General features: G+C 38.5%; 9 protein-coding genes. 8 read left to right on the forward strand and 1 reads right to left on the reverse strand.

Translation table 11 applies throughout. The features are described 5' to 3' along the window. Positions 1–22: 22 nt before the first annotated feature. The 7 genes from KHA95_RS11590 (at position 23) to KHA95_RS11620 (ending at position 11,951) form a co-directional block, all read left to right on the forward strand. A complete protein-coding gene (locus KHA95_RS11590; RefSeq protein WP_249316844.1) occupies positions 23–4,234 on the forward strand; it encodes a GH92 family glycosyl hydrolase in 4,212 nt (1,403 codons plus the stop codon). A 217-nt stretch (positions 4,235–4,451) separates the two neighbouring features. Continuing rightward, entirely contained in the window at positions 4,452–5,420 is a 969-nt protein-coding gene (locus KHA95_RS11595; RefSeq protein ID WP_213137666.1) for a sugar-binding protein, read from the forward strand. 15 nt (positions 5,421–5,435) lie between these two features. After that, positions 5,436–6,863: a sensor histidine kinase gene (locus tag KHA95_RS11600; protein ID WP_213137667.1), complete on the forward strand. Its 1,428-nt coding sequence runs from the start codon at positions 5,436–5,438 to the stop codon at positions 6,861–6,863. Then, entirely contained in the window at positions 6,863–8,467 is a 1,605-nt protein-coding gene (locus tag KHA95_RS11605) for a response regulator (protein WP_213137668.1), read from the forward strand. Before KHA95_RS11600 ends, KHA95_RS11605 begins: the two co-directional genes overlap by 1 nt. Positions 8,468–8,634: 167 nt before the next feature. Then, positions 8,635–9,951, forward strand: coding sequence for an ABC transporter substrate-binding protein (locus KHA95_RS11610; protein ID WP_213137669.1), 1,317 nt, complete (start codon positions 8,635–8,637; stop codon positions 9,949–9,951). Between the two features lie 273 nt (positions 9,952–10,224). Further along, positions 10,225–11,130 (forward strand): carbohydrate ABC transporter permease, encoded by a 906-nt coding sequence (locus KHA95_RS11615; RefSeq protein ID WP_481748444.1) that lies wholly within the window; start codon positions 10,225–10,227, stop codon positions 11,128–11,130. Further along, positions 11,127–11,951: a carbohydrate ABC transporter permease gene (locus KHA95_RS11620; protein WP_213137671.1), complete on the forward strand. Its 825-nt coding sequence runs from the start codon at positions 11,127–11,129 to the stop codon at positions 11,949–11,951. The genes KHA95_RS11615 and KHA95_RS11620 overlap by 4 nt, the downstream gene beginning before the upstream one ends. Positions 11,952–12,002: 51 nt before the next feature. On the opposite strand, the gene KHA95_RS11625 is transcribed toward KHA95_RS11620, so the two are convergent. After that, positions 12,003–12,548, reverse strand: a complete 546-nt coding sequence (locus tag KHA95_RS11625) for a YhcN/YlaJ family sporulation lipoprotein (protein ID WP_213137672.1) — start codon at positions 12,546–12,548, stop codon at positions 12,003–12,005. 140 nt (positions 12,549–12,688) lie between these two features. On the opposite strand from KHA95_RS11625, the gene KHA95_RS11630 reads away from it, so the two are divergent. After that, entirely contained in the window at positions 12,689–15,790 is a 3,102-nt protein-coding gene (locus tag KHA95_RS11630) for a DNA translocase FtsK (RefSeq protein ID WP_213137673.1), read from the forward strand. The last annotated feature ends 300 nt before the right edge of the window (positions 15,791–16,090 follow it).

Consider the following 16,090-nt stretch of genomic DNA (forward strand, 5'->3'; position numbering starts at 1 on the left):
CCAAATGGAGGCACTTAAAGAAATGAAAAAAAGAATTGCTATGCGAGCACTTTCAATCGGATTAAGTATTGCCTTACTGATGGGAACATTGTCCACGTCACCTAAGATGAGGGTAGCAGCAGAAGAAACAGCAAATACAGATTTCATTACTTCATTTGAAGCAAATGACCCACAGCCAACATGGGAAAATACAGTAGAAATAGATGCTTCGGGGAAAAAAATGAGTGAAGGGATCGATGGCAATACACCTTTCACCGGAATCCCTGGCAGTATTACTGACGAAGTAGTTGAAGTAAAAGCAAGGGGAGAATATACGTCTGCCGGTGAAATTGCTAGTAATTTAATAGACTCGAATGAAAATACAAAATGGCTAGATACAAGTTCGACAAGCTGGGTTCAATTTAAACTAACTGAACCAGAAGCCGTAATAAAATACGCTCTTACATCCGCAAATGACTTTGGAGGAAGGGATCCAAAGGATTGGAATTTTGCCGGCTCAAACGATGGAGTGAATTGGGTTCAACTAGATTTAAGGGAAAATGAAAAATTTAATGAGCGTTTTCAAACGAAAGTATATGATTTTAAGAACGATACGAAGTATTTATATTACCGTTTAAATATTACGGCAAATAGTGGAGACTCATACATTCAGTTGGCCGAATTTCAATTATCAAACGGCGTTGTTCTTCCGCCTCCGCCTGCAGCTGATATGAAATCAGCGATATCAAACGGGCCAACAGGTCTTTATAATGCGAAATCGAATGTTGGTTGGACCGGATTGAAAGCATTTACCTATTCGGGTCGACACTTAATTGATGGAAGAGGATACTCGTATAATAAAATATTTGATGTGGACATCGAAGTAACGCCTAATACCGAATTATCTTATTTTATTGCACCAGAGTTTGCTGATAAAGCACAGATTGAATATCCAAGTACGTATGCAGCTGTTGATCTGCTATTTTCAGACGGGACATATCTTCATCAATTAGGTGCTGTTGATCAGCATGGTATAAAGGTAAACCCTCAAGATCAAGGAAATTCAAAGACATTGTACAATAACCAATGGAATTTTAAAAAATCAAATATTGGTGCGGTCGCTGCCGGAAAAACAATTAAAAGAATCTTAATCGCATACGATAACCCAGAAGCAATAGAAGGACAAGCTTTTAAAGGAACAATTGATGATATTAAAATAGAACGGAATCCTGTCGCAAAGGAATATTCAAGGCTTTCTGATTATGTCATTACGACGAGAGGGACGTTGTCCAACGGATCTTTTTCTAGAGGAAATAATTTTCCTGCTGCTGCAGTTCCACACGGGTTTAACTTCTGGACGCCGTTAACAAATGCAGGATCCAATTGGCTTTATGAATATCACGCTAGCAATACTGACGCAAATTTACCAAGGCTTCAAGCGTTCGGATTGAGTCATGAGCCAAGTCCATGGATGGGCGAAAGACAAACGTTTCATGTAATGCCGAATGATGCAACTGGAACCCCTCCGATTAATCGAAATACCCGTGCATTAACTTTTCAGCATTCTAATGAAGTCGCACAAGCTCATTATTATGGCGTTACATTTGAAAATGGCATTCAAACAGAAATAGCGCCGACAGATCACGCAGCCATGTTCAAATTTACTTTTACTGGTGATACATCTAATCTTATTTTTGACAATCAAAGCAATAATGGCGGAATTACTCTTCATCCCGAAAATGGAACCATATCCGGTTATTCCGATCAAAAAAGCGGCCTATCTCAAGGTGCTTCGAGAATGTTTATTTACGCGGAATTTGATAAGCCGATCATTAAGGGAGAAAGACTATCCGGAAGCGGAGGCGGGGGATCAAATGTCCAAGCATACTATAAATTTGATACCTCAAAAGACAAAGTAGTAACAATGAAAATTGCCACATCTTTAATAAGTGTAGAACAAGCAAAGAAAAATCTTGAAATGGAAATTTCCACAAATGATACATTTGAAACGATAAAGGAAAGGGCACAAATCGCATGGGATCAGAAGCTAGGGACGATTACTGTTGAGGGAGCGACTGAAGATCAGCTAGTTACTTTATATTCTAATATGTATCGTTTATTCCTGTACCCGAATTCAGCATTTGAAAATGTCGGGACTGCTGAAAATCCAGAATATAAATATGCTACCCAATTCCCGCTAAATACATGTACTTCAGCGACTGCAACGGTCGGTTGTGCTGAAGTAAAAGATGGAAAAGTATACGTTAATAATGGCTTTTGGGATACGTATCGGACGACATGGCCGGCATATGCCCTACTTACTCCGACTATGGCTGGCGAGCTAATCGATGGATTTGTTCAACATTATCGGGACGGAGGATGGATTTCCAGATGGTCTTCCCCAGGATATGCCAATTTAATGGTGGGCACTAGCTCTGATGTTGCGTTTGCTGATGCTTATCTTAAAGGTGTTACAAATTTCGATATTCGAGGTGCATATCAAGCAGCATTAAAAAATGCGGCGGTCAATCCGCCTAATGCAAATGTTGGAAGAAAAGGAATGGCTACTTCCATCTTTGATGGATATACGAATACAAGTACTGGCGAAGGCCTATCTTGGGCATTGGATGGTTATATAAACGATTACGGTATAGCGAATATGGCGAAGGCACTTGCTGAATTAAACGATTCGTCAGACCCATACAATGATTATTACGAACAAGATTACCAATACTTTATGAATCGAGCACAAAACTATATTCATATGTTTAATCCGAATGTAGAATTTTTCAATGGGAGAACTTCAGCTGGAGCTTGGCGTTCAACACCGGAAAACTTTAATCCAGAGGAATGGGGCAGAGATTATACAGAAACAAATGCTTGGAATATGGCATTCCATGCACCGCAAGATGGGCAGGGCCTAGCTAATCTTTATGGTGGGAGGGAAGGCTTATCGGCAAAACTGGATCAATTTTTCAGTACACAGGAAACAGCTAAATACGTCGGCGGATACGGCGGGATCATTCATGAAATGAGAGAGGCAAGAGATGTAAGAATGGGCCAGTACGGTCATAGCAATCAACCATCCCATCATATCCCTTATATGTATAATTACACTGGGGAGACTTGGAAAACACAGGAGAAAGTGCGCGAAGTGTTGGATAGGCTATACATCGGAAGTGAAATAGGACAAGGGTATGCAGGTGATGAAGATAACGGTGAAATGTCTGCATGGTATATTTTAAGTGCCATGGGCTTCTATCCGCTTAAAATGGGCAGCCAAGAATATGCGATTGGTGCACCGCTGTTTAAGAAAGCAACGATTCATCTGGAGAATGGAAAGAAGATTGTTATTAATGCTCCGGAAAATAGTAAAGAGAATAAGTATGTCCAAAGCTTAAAGTTAAATGGTGAAAATTATAACAAAAATTACCTTTTACATGAGGATATTGCAAATGGTGGAATATTAGATTTCGATATGGGCCCGAAGCCATCAAAATGGGGAAGTGAAGTAAAGGATTTGCTTGATTCGATCACCCCTAAATCAAAGGATGGGTCAATATTAAGTCCTGAGCCGCTCAGAGATTTAACAGATAAGGAGAAAGGGACTGCGACCGATAGTGAAGGCAGCAATACAGGCTTGTTATTTGATAATACATCTAATACACGGTTAACGCTAAATAGCAAGACTCCTTGGATACAATATCAATTTACAGAAGGGAAACAAAAGGTTAGTATGTATACGCTTACTTCTGGGAATCTAGAAACAGGTGATCCAAAAAGCTGGACTCTACAAGGTTCCAACGACGGAGAAAATTGGACGGAGCTAGACAGACGAAAGAATGAATCGTTTAAATGGCGCCTATTTACTCGGGCATTTGAAATCAAAGAGCCAGCGGAATATTTATATTACAGGTTGGAGGTTACTGAAAATGAGGGAGGCAATTCGACGGCTTTAGCAGAAGTTGAGCTACTTGGGCACAATCCACCTGTAAATACAGCAGGATTGATGAAACTTATGGAGCAATTCGAGAAAGAAGGGGCATTCACAGATGAAGCCACCCTTCGTACGTTGAAGCTTCATTTAACAGCACTGAGTCTTTACGAAGAACAAGAGTCAGCACAGAAGGTGATCAAACATATGGAAGGATTTCACCTGTTGCTTGACCAACAAAAGGATAAAAAGCTGATTTCAGGAAAGGCGTATGGCTCGCTTAAGGACGCCGCCGATTCTCTAATTAAGAAATGGCAGTAAATCTTGTACATGTCCAATGATTAATCAACAAAGCAGATCAAACGTAATCCCGGTTCTACATGTCTAAAGTTAAAAGTTATTCTTTACCCGGCGAATGATCCTTCATTATTTGCCGGGTCTTTCGTTGCTGATAAGAGCTGTTTTTAGGACCATCGTATCTAGAAAGTAGTTTGAATTGTGGTACAATTGAGAAAACTACAAGGGCGGGGGGGAGCCGGTGAAAAAGATTAATTTGCTTTATCTCTGTCTTAGTATTGGAATTTGTATTTCATTAGGAGTGGCCGCGTTATTTCTATCTAAATCACTTTCGCATGATATTTCTTTCCATAGCGATAAACCTATTCCTAAATATGATTATCACTTCGTTTTAATTGGGCAAGAAGTAGACAACCCGTATTTTCAAAAGATTTTTGAAGGGGGCCAAGCGGCGGCAGTAGGAAAAAATATTCATGTTGAATATATCGGCCCGCAGCAAACGAATGTAGAAGAACATATAAAAATGATCGAAATGGCAGCGGCTGCGAAGGTTGATGGAATTTTAACCCAGGGGCTGACAAACCGAGAGTTTAAACCTGCAATTGATCACGCGGTCAATCAAGGTATTCCTGTCATTACATTTGATACGGACTTAGAAGATAGTAAAAGGTTATCTTATATCGGAACGGATAATTATCAAGCTGGATACCAAATCGGTGAAGCGCTCATTCAGGATACAAATGGTCAAGCGAATGTAGGGATTATTACGGGATTGCTCTATTCAAACAATTTGGTATTACGGGTGCAAGGATTCTTGGATGCGATTGAGAAAACACCTAATATGAAAGTAATTGCCATCGAAAGTTCGAACATAAGTAGAATTCAAGCGGCAGAGAAGGCACATCAAATGCTACGGAAGTATCCCGAGATCACGGCAATTTTTGGGACAAGTGCATTAGATGGCATGGGAATTTCCCAAGCGATCGATAAGATTAATCCAATTTCACCCATTCTTGTTTACGCATTTGACGATTTAGAAGAAACACTCGAATTGATTAAAGAAGATAAAATCCAAGCAACGGTGAAACAAAATCAATATGAAATGGGGTATCAAGGTGTTTCTTTGTTATATAAAGCAGTTACTGGCGAGCGAATTCAGCCAACGTACTACACAACGACAAATATACTACGTAAAAAAGATCTGGAATAGTCAGGTTGATGTCCTATGAATAAAATAAAAGTAAAACTGATGATTTTTTTTCTTACGATCTTTGTATTAATGAATGGTGTTTCTGCTTTCTTATATATCAATCATAAGCATACATTGTCACAATACGATCATCTGTTAGATCGTTTTTTCTTGATTAATGATATATCTCAAGTTTCACAGGATACCTTCGATTCGATGAATTCATTTCTCTTACATAAGACACAAGATGATTTAACTGCTTTTTATACGTATCGCAAGCAACTAAAGGAAAAACAACGGGCTTTAAAAAGGACGATTATGAATGGCCAGAATTCTGTATCTGTTAAAAATTACGAGATGATGATTGGAAGTTTTATTGAAGAAACAGATGTGACGATCGGACTGTTTATGAGTGAACAAATTGAAAGCTATCCGACGCGGCAAGCTGAATCATTCAAGTTGTTATCTTTTCTGCAAGATCGAACATTGCAGTTGTTAAATGATGAATTCACCCAATTTCAATCATATTATTTGGAAATGAATGGTCGAAACCAACATATGGAATATATGGGTTTTGCGTTATTTTCTGCTTCGTTCTTTATCGTTCTTCTGTTTTCTTTATTATTCAGCGAAAATATTACGAAACCGATCTACCAATTAACGAAAGCAGCGCATGAAATTGCACTAGGAAAATTAGATGGTGAGGAAATTAATTATTATAAAAAAGATGAATTAGGATTTTTAACAGCTACGTTTAATAAAATGAGAAAAGATTTAATTGAACTATTTACCCAAATCCAAGAAAAATCGGAGCAAGAGCAGCTCATCAAGGAAATGGAGCTAAAAAGCTTACAAAGTCAGATTAATCCTCATTTCTTATTTAATACGCTCAATACAATTGGAAAGTTGGCTTATATTGAAGGTTCTGACAGGGTGCAAAATTTAATTATGTCGCTTTCTAAACTATTACGCTATAACTTAAGTAAACTTGAAAAACCTGTAAAACTTAAGGATGAATTACATGTTGTGCAAGATTATTTTTTCATTCAAAAAACTAGGTTTGGTCCTAGGGTTAATTTTGTTGTATCTGTTGATGAAGAATGTTTGTCTTTGAACATTCCTATTTTAACCCTTCAGCCAATTGTTGAAAACGCATTCATACATGGAGTGGAATCTTTGGAAAGTGAAGGGCTGATCGAAATTGTTGGTCATGCGGACTCTGAACAGGTCATATTAAAAATTATCGATAACGGTGTAGGGATAAGTGAGGAAACGAAGCAGTCATTAATAAACAGTGCACATACGCAAAAGCATGCAAGTACTGGGCATTCAACAGGTTTGGGGTTAGGGAATGTGATTCGCAGATTACAGCTCTTTTACCAATGTGAACATATTTATTCCATTCATTCTGAAATAGGTAAAGGAACAATTGTGGAACTTCGATTACCAAGAGGGGGATTATAATGTATCGAATTTTACTTGTTGATGATGAGGAGATCGAAAGACTAGGGCTAAAAAAGATTATCAAAGACGAGTTGGGGACGGACGCGATTATGTTTGAAGAGGCCGAAAATGGCAGAATAGCGATCATGAAGGCGGCGGAGTTCCGGCCAAATATTATTTTTATGGATATTAAAATGCCTGGCATTGACGGGATTGAGGCGACCGAAGAAATAAAAAAAATGGACAATACGGTGAAAGTCATTATGGTTACGGCTTTTGAGGCATTTGAGTACGCAAGACAAGCGGTGAGGCTGGGTGTCAAAGAGTATTTATTAAAACCGTATTCTAATCAGGAAATCATCGATGTGCTACACAATGTTATTAATGAAATTGTAATCGAGAGGCAAAACCGAAATCATCAAATTAACATAAGAGATAATTATAAACGGGCATTATCAATCATTCAGTCACGTGAGATTACTTCATTAATCGTTGGAAATGGTGACTACGGGATGACCGCAGACAATGAAGATCATTGGCTGGATGTTTATGAAAAAACAAGTTATGTAATCGTACTTGAATTTGCTAGCGGTAAAATTATGAACGAGGATAGGCAGAAGATCATGAATTTTATTGCGAATCAATTAAGTATGATTGTAACTCAAAGCTTTGTTGGCATCATTCATTTGAATCAGCTTCCGATCCTTATTCAAGCAGAAAGTCACGATAAAGAAAAAGAATCAACGATGAGCCAGGCAGTAAAGATTGTGCAAATTCTCATTAAAAAAATTCAACAGCAGCTTGCGTTTATCCCAGTGAAAATTGGAATTGGCACGCCTTATGATGAAATAGATGATTTTGTTCAGTCCTACCATGAAGCGCTTTTTGCCCTAGCGAAAACGGGTCGACCATATTCGTATACGTACTATAATCACTTGCTCTCAGAGAGTGAGTCGATCGATAATTTATTCGATTTAGAGAAACAACTGTTAGAACATATTATTTTTGGACAAGTGGAAGAGTCTACGGTAGCATTTAAAAAATACTTTGATGAACTGATCGGGTCAACGGGCGGAAAACTTGAAAAAATAAAAGAGAAGCTGAATGAATTTTTTGTCCTATTAAATCGGCAAGTATATGAGAAAAAAGTAGAAGTAGTGTTCCATCAAAAGTATTTTCAAGCGACATCTATTTATCAATTACAAGAGCTCATGAATGATAAAGTAATTAGAACTGCGAAAATGATCCAATCCCTGCATTGTTCCGATAGTAAAGATATGATTTCATTGGCTAAAGGATATATTCAACAACATTTTGAAAAATCACTTACACTTGAAGAAGTGGCAGAAGTTGTTCAATTTAGTCCGCATTATTTTAGCAAGCTTTTTAAAGAACGTTGTGGAAAATCGTTTATTGATTATGTAACGGAAGTTCGAGTGGAGCGAGCGAAAGAGTTAATGGAAAAAGGAAAAAGCTTAAAGGAAATATGCTTCTATGTTGGCTATAAAGATCCAAATTATTTTAGTCGTGTTTTTAGGAGAAATACCGGTTTTTCTCCAACGGAATATCGAAGTAAACAGCTTCAAAATATGTCATTAGGCAACGATGACAAAATAATGCTATGAATCGTAAAAAAATGCTTATAAGGAAGGAGTAAGACAATTTTTTTTTAGTGCAGCACAAGTATATAAAGAAAGAAGTAAAATTGTTTAGCTTTCTGATGTTCGATACAGTTGAACAAAGTAATATAATAATATTTGTTAGCGCTTCCAAATATAAGGGGGAATCATGTATGAGAAGAAATTGGTTTTTAACGATCTTATTAGGTGTATTCATGATTGTGCTTGCGGCTTGCAGTGGTAATCAGGCTTCTAACGATCCTGCTGAGCCGGTTGAACAAGAAAAGCCAGCAGAGAAACCTCCAACTGCCGAAACGGAAAAAGCATCTTTGGAAATATTTAGCTGGTGGACAGGTGCGGGGGAAGAAGATGGATTATTAGCGCTAATCGATGTGTTTAATGAAAAACATCCTGACATTGAAATTATTAATGCGGCAGTAGCTGGGGGTGCGGGAACGAATGCAAAAGCGGTATTAGTAAGTAGAATGCAAGGTGGAGATCCACCATCGACGTTTCAAGTGCACGGCGGAGCTGAATTGAATGAGAGTTGGGTTGTAGCTGGTAAGATGACACCTCTCAATGATTTCTTTGATGAACAAGGGCTAAACGATAAGTTTCCGGCAGAATTAATTGAACTTGTAAGTAAAGACGGTGAAATTTATTCTGTTCCAGTTAATATTCACCGCGGAAACGTGCTTTGGTTTAACCAAAAAGTATTTGAGGATCTAGATTTAGAAGCGCCAACGACGTTTGACGAATTTTTTGATGTGGCTGAAAAGTTAAAGGAAAATGGCATTACTCCATTAGCTTTAGGAGATAAAGAAGCTTGGACTGCGACTCACTTGTACGAAAGTGTTTTGTTGGGCCATTTAGGCACCACGGATTATGGCAAGCTTTGGACAGGCGAACTTGCATTTGATGATCCGAAAGTAAAAGAAGGAACAGAAATTTTTGCTAAAATGCTTGAGTACGTAAATGATGATCATAGTGCGCGTAACTGGCAAGATGCAGCTCAACTTGTCGCGGAAGGCGAAGCTGCAATGAATGTGATGGGAGATTGGGCGAAAGGATATTTTGATGGGCATGGCTTAAAAGTTGGAACAGATTACGGCTGGGTACCAACACCAAATAGTGGGGGAATGTTCACGGTCATTACGGATACATTTGGTTTGCCGAATGAAGTAGAGAACCCCGACACAGTCAAAGAATTTTTATCTGTTCTTGCATCTGTCGAAGGGCAAGACGCTTTCAATCCAAAGAAAGGTTCGATTCCTGCGAGGGTTGATGCGGATGTAGAAAAGTATGATGAATACGGAAAAGCGGCAATGGAAGATTTTAAGACGAATGACTTAGGTCCAAGTCTTGCGCATGGTTCAGCAGCAAATGAAGGATTTGTAACAAAGGTAAATGATGCAATGGTGATGTTTGTAACACAAAAGAATATTGATCACTTTATTGAACAATTAGTCGCTGCTTCTAAGGAGTTGTAAAAAAGCGAAAGCGCCTCGCCTGCTTTGCGACGAGGAAACATAATCTCTTCGAATAATCTCACAAACTTCTTTCTATATGGTTTGTGAGATCAAGGAGCTAGGCGCTTCAACTAGACAATAGAAAAGCGAATGAGGGAAGAGAAATCTTCCCTTTCTTTCTATCTATATATAGATCGTTGATTCAACTTAGAGGAGATGGTTGCGATGAAAGTCAATGGTGAGGTCAATACAAAAATAACAGCTATTCCTGTCGGGAAAGTAACGAAACGAAAAATGTCGACAGATCGAATTTTATCACTTTTGTTTTTATTGCCTTCAATTATTTTAATTGCCATTTTTGTGTATGGATTTATCGCATGGAGTGGGTATGTGTCATTAAGTAACTGGAATTCGATTGTTAAAGACTTATCGTTTGCAGGGTTCAAAAATTACGCTTATTTATTTGATCAATTCCGCTTTCAGGCCGATTTACGGAATACGCTCTTTTTTACCGTTCTCTTTATTGGAGTTGTAATTATTATTGGGCAATTGCTTGCAATCTTAATTGATCAACAAATAAAAGGAGAATCGTTTTTTCGAAATGTATTTTTCTTCCCCATGTCGTTATCTTTTATCGTGACAGGGGTTGTTTGGCAATGGCTGCTGAATCCGACGACAGGTGTAAACATATTTTTACAAAAGTTCGGGATCAAACCGATGTGGTATGTTGATACTACGGTTATTCCTGCGTGGAAGTGGGGGCATATTGAGTTTGGAGTTCCGGTCGCAATAATTGCTCTTGTTATTGCTGCAACTTGGCAAATGACGGGTTTTGCGGTCGCAATGTATTTAGCAGGGTTACGGGCGATACCTGATGAAGTAAGGGAAGCGGCGCGCGTCGATGGGGCTACCGAATTTCAATTGTATCGGAAAGTTATTTTTCCCCTATTAGCTCCGATTACGGTCAGTGTCATCATTATTATGGCTCATATATCATTGAAAATCTTCGACTTAGTTTATGCGATGACAGGGTCAGGTGCAAATTTTGTGACCGATGTGCCGGGAATATTTATGTTTGAAACGACGTTTAGAGGTAATTATTACGCAAATGGATCAGCAATTTCGATCATCATGCTTTTATCCGTCGCGATTTTTATCGTTCCATATTTAATTAAGAACCGCAGAGGTGAAATGTCATGACTGCAAAGCGGGTGGGACTTCGGTCGATTCTTTATTTGTTATTAATCTTATTTAGTTTGTTTTATATCATGCCGCTTTATGTCATGATTATCACAAGTTTAAAACCATTTGAAGAAGTAACTTTGTCTAATATGTGGAAACTCCCTTCCGCATTGGATTTTTCAAGTTACAGCTTCGCTTTTAAGAAGCTTGCGCCGAACTTAATGAATAGTTTTTATCTCGTCATTCCGGCTACAATAATTGCTGCTATGATTGGTTCGATGAACGGCTATGTATTGTCGAAGTGGAGATTTAAAGGTTCAGAGTGGATCTTTACCGCATTATTATTCGGCATGTTTATTCCGTATCAAAGTATCCTTATCCCTCTCATTGAATTTTTAAGGAGTATCGGGCTTTATAATAGCATTCCTGGATTGATTTTTGTTCATGTTGTATATGGCATTCCAGTTACAACGCTCATGTTTCGGAATTTTTATGCGAATATCCCAACAGATTTGATTGAATCTGCAAAAATCGATGGTGCTGGTTTTTTACGTGTATATTGGAATATTATTATGCCTTTATCAATAACCGGTTTTGTCGTCGTTGGTATTTGGCAGTTTACAAATATTTGGAACGAATTTTTATTTGCGGTGACGATCACAACAAATACACAACAACCTGTAATGGTCGCATTGCAAAACTTATCGGGAAGTCAAATTGTTGAATGGAACGTGCAAATGGCTGGTGCCCTCCTTGCGGCACTGCCGACATTGCTCGTGTATGTTATATTAGGGAAATATTTTGTTCGCGGATTACTTGCAGGTTCCGTGAAAGGATAATAAAAAGGGCTGACAAATCAAGTCAGCCCTTTTTTAAATAGGCGATACCTATTATCGAACGACGCGATTATTCGGGAAGATACGATCGACCATATTATAGAAATCGTTTGTCAATGTTCCGCCCCGGAGGGAAGTTAAATGTTGGAAGAACTCCGGTCTTTCTGAAATATGAACATTATTAACGCTCCGATCAGTATCCCTCACAATTTTGTCAATTCTGTCTTCTAAATGACGATCCATTCGATTTGTTTCTGTACCAGATAATCTTACACCTACATATGCCGTATGGTCAGTTACGACAACATGTGCGCGATCTACTTCAGGAAGATCGGCGACTTTATCGGCAATATCCTTTGCATCTCGATATTTTGTTCCACGAGTAGTAGTGTTCATTGTACCATTCATACCGTTTCTCACACCGACATTTCTATATCCATCATTATATGTGTAGTTGTCAGCATGGCGGTTATTGTCGGTATAATTAACACCGATTGGCCTGTTAGTATCATTTGCAAAACGGTCATTATTTGCTGTACCACAACCCATTAGCATGACAGAAACAAGCCCAACGGATAACATGATTTTTCCAAGTTTCATGAAAAGATCCTCCTTTTTTTTCGTGGTTCATAGTTAATGTTCCTAATGGCCCAATTTTTTATGCCGATTTTTTGTTATAATAGGTAAATGCCAATAGTTACATGTGGTGGAAAGTTGATACGAAAGAAAGAGTGATAAAAATGAGCTGGTTAAAGCGAATCTTTTCAAAATGGAATATTGAAGATGAGCATGAAGAGTTTCAAGAACAACGAGAAAATAAACAACAATACCAACAATTAGAAATGAAAACAAAAATGACATATAAATATCCAACAGGACAATATCGTTTTCCGCTTATTCAAGACCGTCCGATGCGACCTTCTTCAAATTCAAAGCGTAGTTCAGAGCAGAGCATGGAAAAGAATGAGCAACCTCAAGTACAGGAAAAGAAACAAGACTCTCGCCCCGTTTCACGGACGATCCAGCCAAAAAATATACAGCCATTTAAACCGGCAGAAATTCCATCTCCAATTTATGGATTTCAACGCCCTGTGAAAAGAAAGAAAAAAGAGTACGAATTTGAACTTGAACATTCATTTATAGATATCGAAGACGAACGTACGTTAGCGAAAGACAACCCCAAAACGCGTATTGAAGAATGCAATTCAATTGAAATGCTAGGGAAAAATGAGAAACGATTTGAAGAAGTGGAAGCAATTCTCCCAGAAGAAAAGCCGGAATATTGGACTGCGGAACAATCCCGTCAAAATGAAGAAGAACATCTTGAAATAGAACAAATTGATGAAAATGAAAAAAGTGAATATCAAGACGTGAAAGTTTATTCTTCCAAAGAAGAAGAGGATTATAAGGAACCAAAACAAAAAGAAGAAGAACATCTTGAAGCAGAACCAATTCATGAAAACAAAGAAAGCGACTATCAAGAAGTATTTTCTTCTAAGGAAGATTTGGGTTACGAGCAACCAGAGCACTCTCATCCAAACGAGGAAGAAAATTTTGAAGCAGAACAAATTCATGGAAGTGAAGAAAGCGACTATCAAGAAGTATTTTCTTCTAAGGAAGATTTGGGTTACGAGCAACCAGAGCACTCTCATCCAAACGAGGAAGAAAATTTTGAAGCAGAACAAATTCATGAAAACGAAGAAAGCGACTATCAAGAAGTATTTTCTTCCAAGGAAGATTTGGGTTACGAGCAACCAGAGCACTCTCATCCAAACGAGGAAGAAAATTTTGAAGCAGAACAAATTCATGGAAGTGAAGAAAGCGACTATCAAGAAGTATTTTCTTCCAAGGAAGATTTGGGTTACGAGCAATCAGAGCACTCCCATCCAAACGAGGAAGAAAATTTTGAAGTAGAAAACGAAATTGAAGAAGCAGAGATAAATCTCCAAAATGACACAAAGGAAGACGAAACGAACGAAGTAGAGTATGTTGAAAAGTTTAAAGCCCAACGAGAAGACGAAAATCAGTCTGATGAGAACGTGGAAGCCAAAATAGAAGAAATCGAAGTGAAGGAAGAAACTGAATTAGAAGTAATTACGGATAGAACCGAAGACGAACAAACTGAGATGAGTCATCAAAATGATGGAGAACAAAATAGCCAAGAGGATAATTCTTCCTTGGAAAAAGCAGCTTCTACACGGACTTCTACGGAAAATAAACGACGTGCACATCTTCCGTTTAATGTCTTGATGTTGAAGGAAGACCGCAGAAAATGGGAAGAACGTGAAAAGCAACGTTCGGAAAGAACGGAAGTTTTAAAAGAACAGAAAGTGGATGAAAACAATCCAATCATCGTTGAAGAAAAGCAAACAGAGCCATCACCCGTGCAAATGGCGATGGAGGAAGTGGCCATTACGGCGGAAGAAACAGTCTATCAGTTTCCTGAGTTAAAGCTACTCCATCCTCCAATCATTAAATCTGAAAACAGGGAATGGTTAGACGAACAATCAGCTCTACTTGATGAGACGCTTAAAAACTTTAATGTGAATGCAAACGTCGTACATGTTAGCCAAGGACCTGCTGTAACTCGATTTGAAGTTCAACCTGAACCGGGAGTAAAAGTAAGTCGGGTGAAAAACTTAACCGATGATATTAAATTAAGCATGGCAGCAAAAGACATTCGGATGGAGGCACCAATTCCAGGGAAACGTTCGATCGGAATCGAGTTGCCAAATGCCGAAAGTAGACCGGTACAAATTAGTGAAATTATTGGGAATCCTGTATTTTTACAAGCTCAATCACCACTAACTGCTGTGCTTGGACTCGATATTTCGGGTGCTCCGGTCGTGACCGATCTTAATAAAATGCCACATGGCTTAATTGCTGGGGCGACAGGTTCAGGGAAAAGTGTGTGCATCAATTCGATCCTTGTAAGTTTGCTTTATAAAGCGAGACCTGATGAGGTAAAGCTTTTGCTCATTGATCCGAAAATGGTTGAGCTAGCTCCATACAATCATATCCCGCATCTTATTAGCCCTGTCATTACGGATGTAAAAGCCGCAACAGCAGCTTTAAAATGGACAGTGGAAGAAATGGAACGCCGCTATGAGCTATTTGCTCATGCAAGTGTTCGTGATATTAGCCGCTTTAACGAAATAGCGGAAATGAACGGGCAACCGGGAAATAAGCTGCCATTTATTGTCGTTGTCATTGATGAATTAGCAGATTTAATGATGATGGCCCCAGCTGATGTAGAAGAATCAATTTGTCGGATCGCCCAAAAAGCACGTGCATGCGGTATTCATTTGCTTATTGCTACACAGCGACCATCTGTTGATGTCATCACTGGGTTAATTAAAGCAAATGTGCCAACGAGAATTGCATTTTCTGTTTCATCACAAATTGATTCACGAACGATTATTGATATAAGTGGAGCGGAGAAATTGCTCGGTCGCGGTGATATGCTCTTTTTAGAAAGTGGCACGTCCAAGCCAATTCGGTTACAAGGGACATATGTTTCAGATGAAGAAATTGATCATGTAATTGAACATGCTCGCAGTCAAGGAAAGCCGCATTATCTTTTTGAGCAAGAAGAGCTTTTGAAAAAGGCTCAAATCCAAGAGGATGAGGATGAACTGTTCCTTGAATCATGCGAATTCGTTGTTAGCCAAGGATCCGCATCGACTTCATTATTGCAAAGGCAATTTCGAATTGGGTATAATCGTGCTGCGCGATTAATTGACATGCTTGAACAGCGAGGAATTATTTCAGAAGCTCGGGGAAGTCGGCCAAGGGATGTCTTAATAAGTGAAGCGGAGCTTGAAAAACAAAACGAAATCTAAGGTCAATAAATTGGAACATATTTTTAATATTACATTCTGTGATCTATGTTATGATATACAATGACCATGAATGACATACGCACATGCTAAAACTTTAGCGGTATTAGCATGCGAAATAGTCAGCACTTTTGATAAATGTTATAATGGGCAAATATAAATCATCTATCTGTACATTTGGTTATAAAGGAATACGATTGCTTTTCGTGCATAATGCCTTAACTTACATAATAAGCTTATGATTGTTTAGAATAAATCATGTAAAGATGGCGGGCAAATTGAGCAAAATGACGTAGTCTTCAT

This window comes from Bacillus sp. FJAT-50079 (assembly GCF_018343515.1).
GTDB lineage: Bacteria > Bacillota > Bacilli > Bacillales > Bacillaceae_C > Lederbergia.

Coding starts and splice junctions, on each gene's coding strand:
- KHA95_RS11590 (WP_249316844.1), top strand. CDS start 23: ATGAAAAAAAGAATTGCTATGCGAGCACTTTCAATCGGATTAAGTATT.
- KHA95_RS11600 (WP_213137667.1), top strand. CDS start 5,436: ATGAATAAAATAAAAGTAAAACTGATGATTTTTTTTCTTACGATCTTT.
- KHA95_RS11605 (WP_213137668.1), top strand. CDS start 6,863: ATGTATCGAATTTTACTTGTTGATGATGAGGAGATCGAAAGACTAGGG.
- KHA95_RS11610 (WP_213137669.1), top strand. CDS start 8,635: ATGAGAAGAAATTGGTTTTTAACGATCTTATTAGGTGTATTCATGATT.
- KHA95_RS11615 (WP_481748444.1), top strand. CDS start 10,225: ATGTCGACAGATCGAATTTTATCACTTTTGTTTTTATTGCCTTCAATT.
- KHA95_RS11620 (WP_213137671.1), top strand. CDS start 11,127: ATGACTGCAAAGCGGGTGGGACTTCGGTCGATTCTTTATTTGTTATTA.
- KHA95_RS11625 (WP_213137672.1), bottom strand. CDS start 12,548: ATGAAACTTGGAAAAATCATGTTATCCGTTGGGCTTGTTTCTGTCATG.
- KHA95_RS11630 (WP_213137673.1), top strand. CDS start 12,689: ATGAGCTGGTTAAAGCGAATCTTTTCAAAATGGAATATTGAAGATGAG.